The sequence below is a fragment of the Terriglobales bacterium genome (genome assembly GCA_035454605.1).
In the GTDB taxonomy this organism is placed as follows: domain Bacteria; phylum Acidobacteriota; class Terriglobia; order Terriglobales; family Acidobacteriaceae; genus DATMAB01.
In genome coordinates, this window is record DATIGQ010000139.1 from 1 (window position 1) to 4,596 (window position 4,596).

The 4,596-nt window shown below is 63.7% G+C and carries 2 protein-coding genes; one reads left to right on the top strand and one right to left on the bottom strand.

Annotated features, from left to right (window positions below):
• The coding region (locus VLE48_10245) for a GAF domain-containing protein (GenBank protein ID HSA93380.1) at positions 1 to 2,085 on the bottom strand (2,085 nt) is incomplete at its 3' end.
• A gap of 221 nt (positions 2,086 to 2,306) precedes the next feature.
• Between VLE48_10245 and VLE48_10250 the strand changes: the two genes are divergently transcribed.
• Positions 2,307 to 3,731, top strand: coding sequence for a FecR family protein (locus tag VLE48_10250; GenBank protein ID HSA93381.1), 1,425 nt, complete (start codon positions 2,307 to 2,309; stop codon positions 3,729 to 3,731).
• The last annotated feature ends 865 nt before the right edge of the window (positions 3,732 to 4,596 follow it).

Sequence of the window (4,596 nt, forward strand, 5' to 3'; positions counted from 1 at the left end):
CGGCGACGCCATGCGGAACTTGTACAGGTTGCGGATGCCGGGGGTCTGGCGGCCGCGGTAGAACTCCTCGGCGAATTCGGCGGGCATCACTTCGCCCAATGGGCGGTTGAGGGCCTGGGCCCGCGGGGTGGCGAACATCACCTCCATCTGCGAGTTCCAGCTCTCGATGCGGTCTTCGAGATCCACCGCCATCACGCCTACGCTGATGCTCTCGACGATGTTTTCGCTGAATTCCTTCAGGCGTTCGTACTGCGCGGCCTTCTGTTCGAGCGAGGCCACCAGGCGCGCGTTCTGCACCGCGATGCCGACGTATCCGGCCAGGGTCTCGAGCAGCTCGACGTCCTCGGAGTCAAGGAAGTCGCCTTCCATGGTCTTGCCCAAACCGATTACCGCCACCATGCGGTTCTGCACTTGGCAAGGCAGGAAATAGTTCAAGTCGAGCTGGGCGATGGTGTGCTGCGCCGCCGGCGTCTCGCGCCAGGCGTGGCGCGCGTGCTCGAAGAACAGGTGGCCTTCCTCCCACTCCGGACGCGAGGCTTCGAGGAAGCTGAGGTCAAGCTCGCCGGAGAAGGAGATGCCGTGCGAGCGGGCCAGCGCCAGGCGGCCGGCGTCGTCGGCCAGGAAGACGGCGACGCGGTCCACCAGCAAGGTGCGCGCCAGGCGGTCCACCACCGAGGCCAGCATGCGGTCCAGGTTGGTTTCCGAGTTGAGCTCGCGGCCGAATTCGATCAGGGTCTGGCGATAGTCGTAGCGGCGGCGGTAGAAGACGCGGTCGATGCGCTCCTGGATCCACTTCTTGAAGGGCTCGAACAACAGCGCGGTGACGATGATGGCGGCGATCAGCCCGTAGGTGCCGGTGCCGGGGAGCTGGGTGTGCACCGTCTCCGCCACCAGGCCCACCATCCCGAAGAAGACGCCGACGATGGCGGCGGTGGCCAGCGTGTAGGCCATGCCGCGCTTGAAGATCAGGTCCACGTCCATCAGGCGATAGCGCACGATGGCGTACCCGAAGGTCAGCGGCAGGAAGACCAAAGAGAAAGCGGAGATCTTCATGGCCGCGTTGGGCAGCGCGCCCGCCAGGTAGGGCAGCACGTAGAAGAGCGCGAACGGAGTGATGGCCAGCACCGTGCCCCGCGTCACCCACTTCATCTGCTGGCGGAGGATGGGGGTATCGGCGTGGCGGTAGGTGTGCCACAGGACGCCGGCGGCGACCGCGAAATAGGCCACCAGGTAGAGCAACTGCAGGCGGTCCAGGTTCCAGCGCAGCAGCTCGTTGCCGGCAAACTGCGTCAGGGTGAAGATCTGGATGAGCAACAGGCCGGCGCCGGGCGCGTAGGCCGCTGCCGGGAGCCAGCGGTGGCGCCGCACGAATTCCTTGTCCTCCGGGAAGGTCAGGGCGAAGTGCAGGAAGAGCGCGGGCTGCAACAGCCCCGCGACCACGTTCGACCAGTAGATGATCTGATCGAATTCGCTCCACGACTGGTCCACAGGCGAGAGCTTCCCGGTGTACTTGAAGGCATAGAAGATGAATGAGACCAGGCAGAAGACGTAGAAGTGCGTGGACTTGGGCGCCGTCCAGCGGCGCAGCAGAATGTAGAGGCCGATGCCGAGATACACCAGCGCAATCAGGCGCAGGCCGGTGTTCAGGCTCTTGTCAGCCGGGGCGAGGATGACGGGGACATCCAGCGGGACCTGCTGGCGCTCCAGGCTGTAGGGGACCTTAGTCCAGATGCCGGCGCGGTACATGGCGCGGTGCAGCGCGCCCACCTTGCTCACCGGCTGCTGGTTGACGGCCGTAAGACGGTCGCCGGCGCGGATACCGGCTTTTTCTCCGGGGCCGTCGGGCAGGACGCGCTCGGCGCGCAGGCCGGTTTCGCTCTCCACCCACCAGACGCCGTCGTCCGGAACGGGGTAACGCTGCTCCTGCTGGTAGTTTGTCCAGGCGAAGATGACCGCAGCGACCGTGAACAGCCCGAGCACGGCGGCGGTCAGGCGGACTTGCAGCTCTCTCTTCACCGGGTATTGCGGCACACGCGTGGCGTGGCCGTTCTCCCTTGCTTTCGGGACTTCGCTGTTGAGATGCAAGTTACGTTCCACAGGCTGTAGGAGGCGGGCTGACTAACTCCTTCCATTCCCGACCGTTAGAAGATTATAGACCTGAACCGTCATTCAAGATGCGGTTTTTAGAATACGGGTATGGTTTTTTGTACAACCGAACGACCCGGTGAATCAGACTGATTTTCCCGACTTTTCTTTAGTCCCAGACCATACCACCCGGCTTAGAATTCTGCCGGAGGTCCCTGCCCATGCATCGGCTCTTCATCGGAATGGTGTTGGTTCTCCTGGCATCCCCGAGCCTGGTGGCCGAAGAGGCCGGCAAGGTGGCGCGGGTGCTGCCCGAAGGCTGGATCACGCACGCCAGCGCGAAGGCGGAAGCCAAGGCGCCCGACCCGGTGGCCTGGAACGACATCCTCGAGACCAGCCGCAAGGGGCACATGCGACTCAATCTGGTGGATGGCTCGCTGCTCACCCTGGGCAGCGAATCCGAGCTGCGCGTGGTGAAGCACGACGCCCAGTCGCAGCAATCGCTGGCGGAGCTGCTGTATGGCCGCATGCGGGCGCGGGTGGTGAAGATGACCAAGCCGACCGCCGGGTTCGAAGTGCGCACGCCGACCGCGGTGGTGGGAGCCATCGGGACCGAGTTCGCGATTGACGCTACGCGCGGCAGCGCCGCGGTCAACGCCATCAACAGCCTGTCTGACCTCGCGCCCGGGGCGCTGCCCGGCCCGGACGTGCAACAGCCGACGCTGGCGGATTTCCATGCCGTGGATGAAACCACGGTGTATGGCCTGGAACGCATTACCGGGGTGCGCAACATCGATCCCAAGGTGGTGGGCATCGTGTACCTGCTGCCGGGGGAATTCACCATCGTGCGCCGGGGACAGCCTCCCACGCCGCCGCGGCCGGCGGAGGCGGCGGCGCTGCCGCTGAGTCCCGGGCCCTTTGACATGGAGCCCGACTGCGGCGGGGCCATCGATCTCTCTCACATGGAGGGAGAGGACAAAGACGACATCAAGGTCGAGATCAACGGCCTGGGAACCTCCACCGGGGAAGTGTTCGAGGTCCATGTGCGGAACCTGCGGCCCTGCGCGCGGGAGGTGTTCGTGCCGCATGGCGCAGTGCTGAAGCCCAAGGGCTTCATCGGGCGCGTGATCGCCGGCATCCTGGGGGGTGGCGGGCCCGCGCTCAAAGACTTCCAGAAAATGATAACGGAAGGAATCACCGGCGAGGTGGCGGGGCGCTCGGCCGCGCCGCCCGGCGCCATGCACTTTGCCGTCCCGGAGACGGGCGAAACCACGTTCATCATGCGCGCGTTCTGCCTGGAGTTGCACAAGCTGGCGCCGGCCAAGAACACGTCCTACAAGTTCGTCTCACCCAAGGACAGCGCGGAAGAACTGCGCTCCCGCCGCCTGATCAGTTCTGCCTACCATCAGTTCCTCACCGGGCAGGCGCGTCCCAAGATGGTGCCCCTGGACAGCCTGATGCAGTGGTCCATCTGGGCGAGCGAAGAGAAGATGAATGAGAAAGAGTTCCGCCGCGCCTTCAAAGATCTGGTGGAGAAGAACATGAAGGCACAGAAGAAGTGGAACAAGCAAGCGGAGAAACAGACCGAGGCCGCCGCCGCCGACCTGTGGCAGAACGTCAGCAAGGTGATTGCGGCCACGCCGTAATTCGATCGTTTTTCCCACGTACGCGCCAAAGGCGGGCGCGAACGTGGGGCACCCTCGCTGTAGCACCTGCAACCTGCGTGGCGTAGCGGCGTAGAGCGCGCACCGCTAACGAAAGCAACCGCTCTTTCGGAAGGGCCTGGCGGTCAAGACGGTCAGCTCCTGTTTCCCCTTTCTACTCGAATCCTTCTGGCGAGCGATCGGATACGAACACTGACCACAGCCAAGGGCAAGGCACCTAGTCCTCCAACGACCGTAGAAAATTGTGTAGGTCCGCCCAGCCAAAGATTCGCCGCCCCAATGACAATCAGTAGCATCGCGACTGCGCGAAGCCCCATCCAGCTACTACGAACGAACTCGTTATCTCGAAACCAGAGCCATCCCACAAATGAAGCGGCGCACACAACAACGCTTGCCAACAGGAGCCCAAGCCGATATCCAGCAAGTCCTCTGATCCTATCGAGGTTCAGGGCCACTGCCATCGAGATGGCTGAGAGGATAAGCGCCGAGCCCACCACCATATGAAACCTACGCTTAGCTTTGTCCATAAAGGCCCGTGCAGCCAACTTATAGTCTATCGGCAACCAGCTCGCACCTACTTGTTCCAAAAACCGGAGCTAACCGGAGAAAGGGCGACGCTCCCACCTTATCGCCCCAAGAGCGGGGGCGATAAGGGCGGGGCAGCCCACATTGAGGATCAGGCGCGCCCCAAGGAACCCCGCCCTGGGGCCCGATAGTCTAGAATGCCCAACCAATTCCCGCTGGACGGATTCTCGGCGGCGGGCCATGCATGCGTGCCTCCTGGGTCATTGTCGCGCTAGCGGTCCTGGTCATCGCGGTGCATTGCGCCAGCTTCATTTGGCTGGGG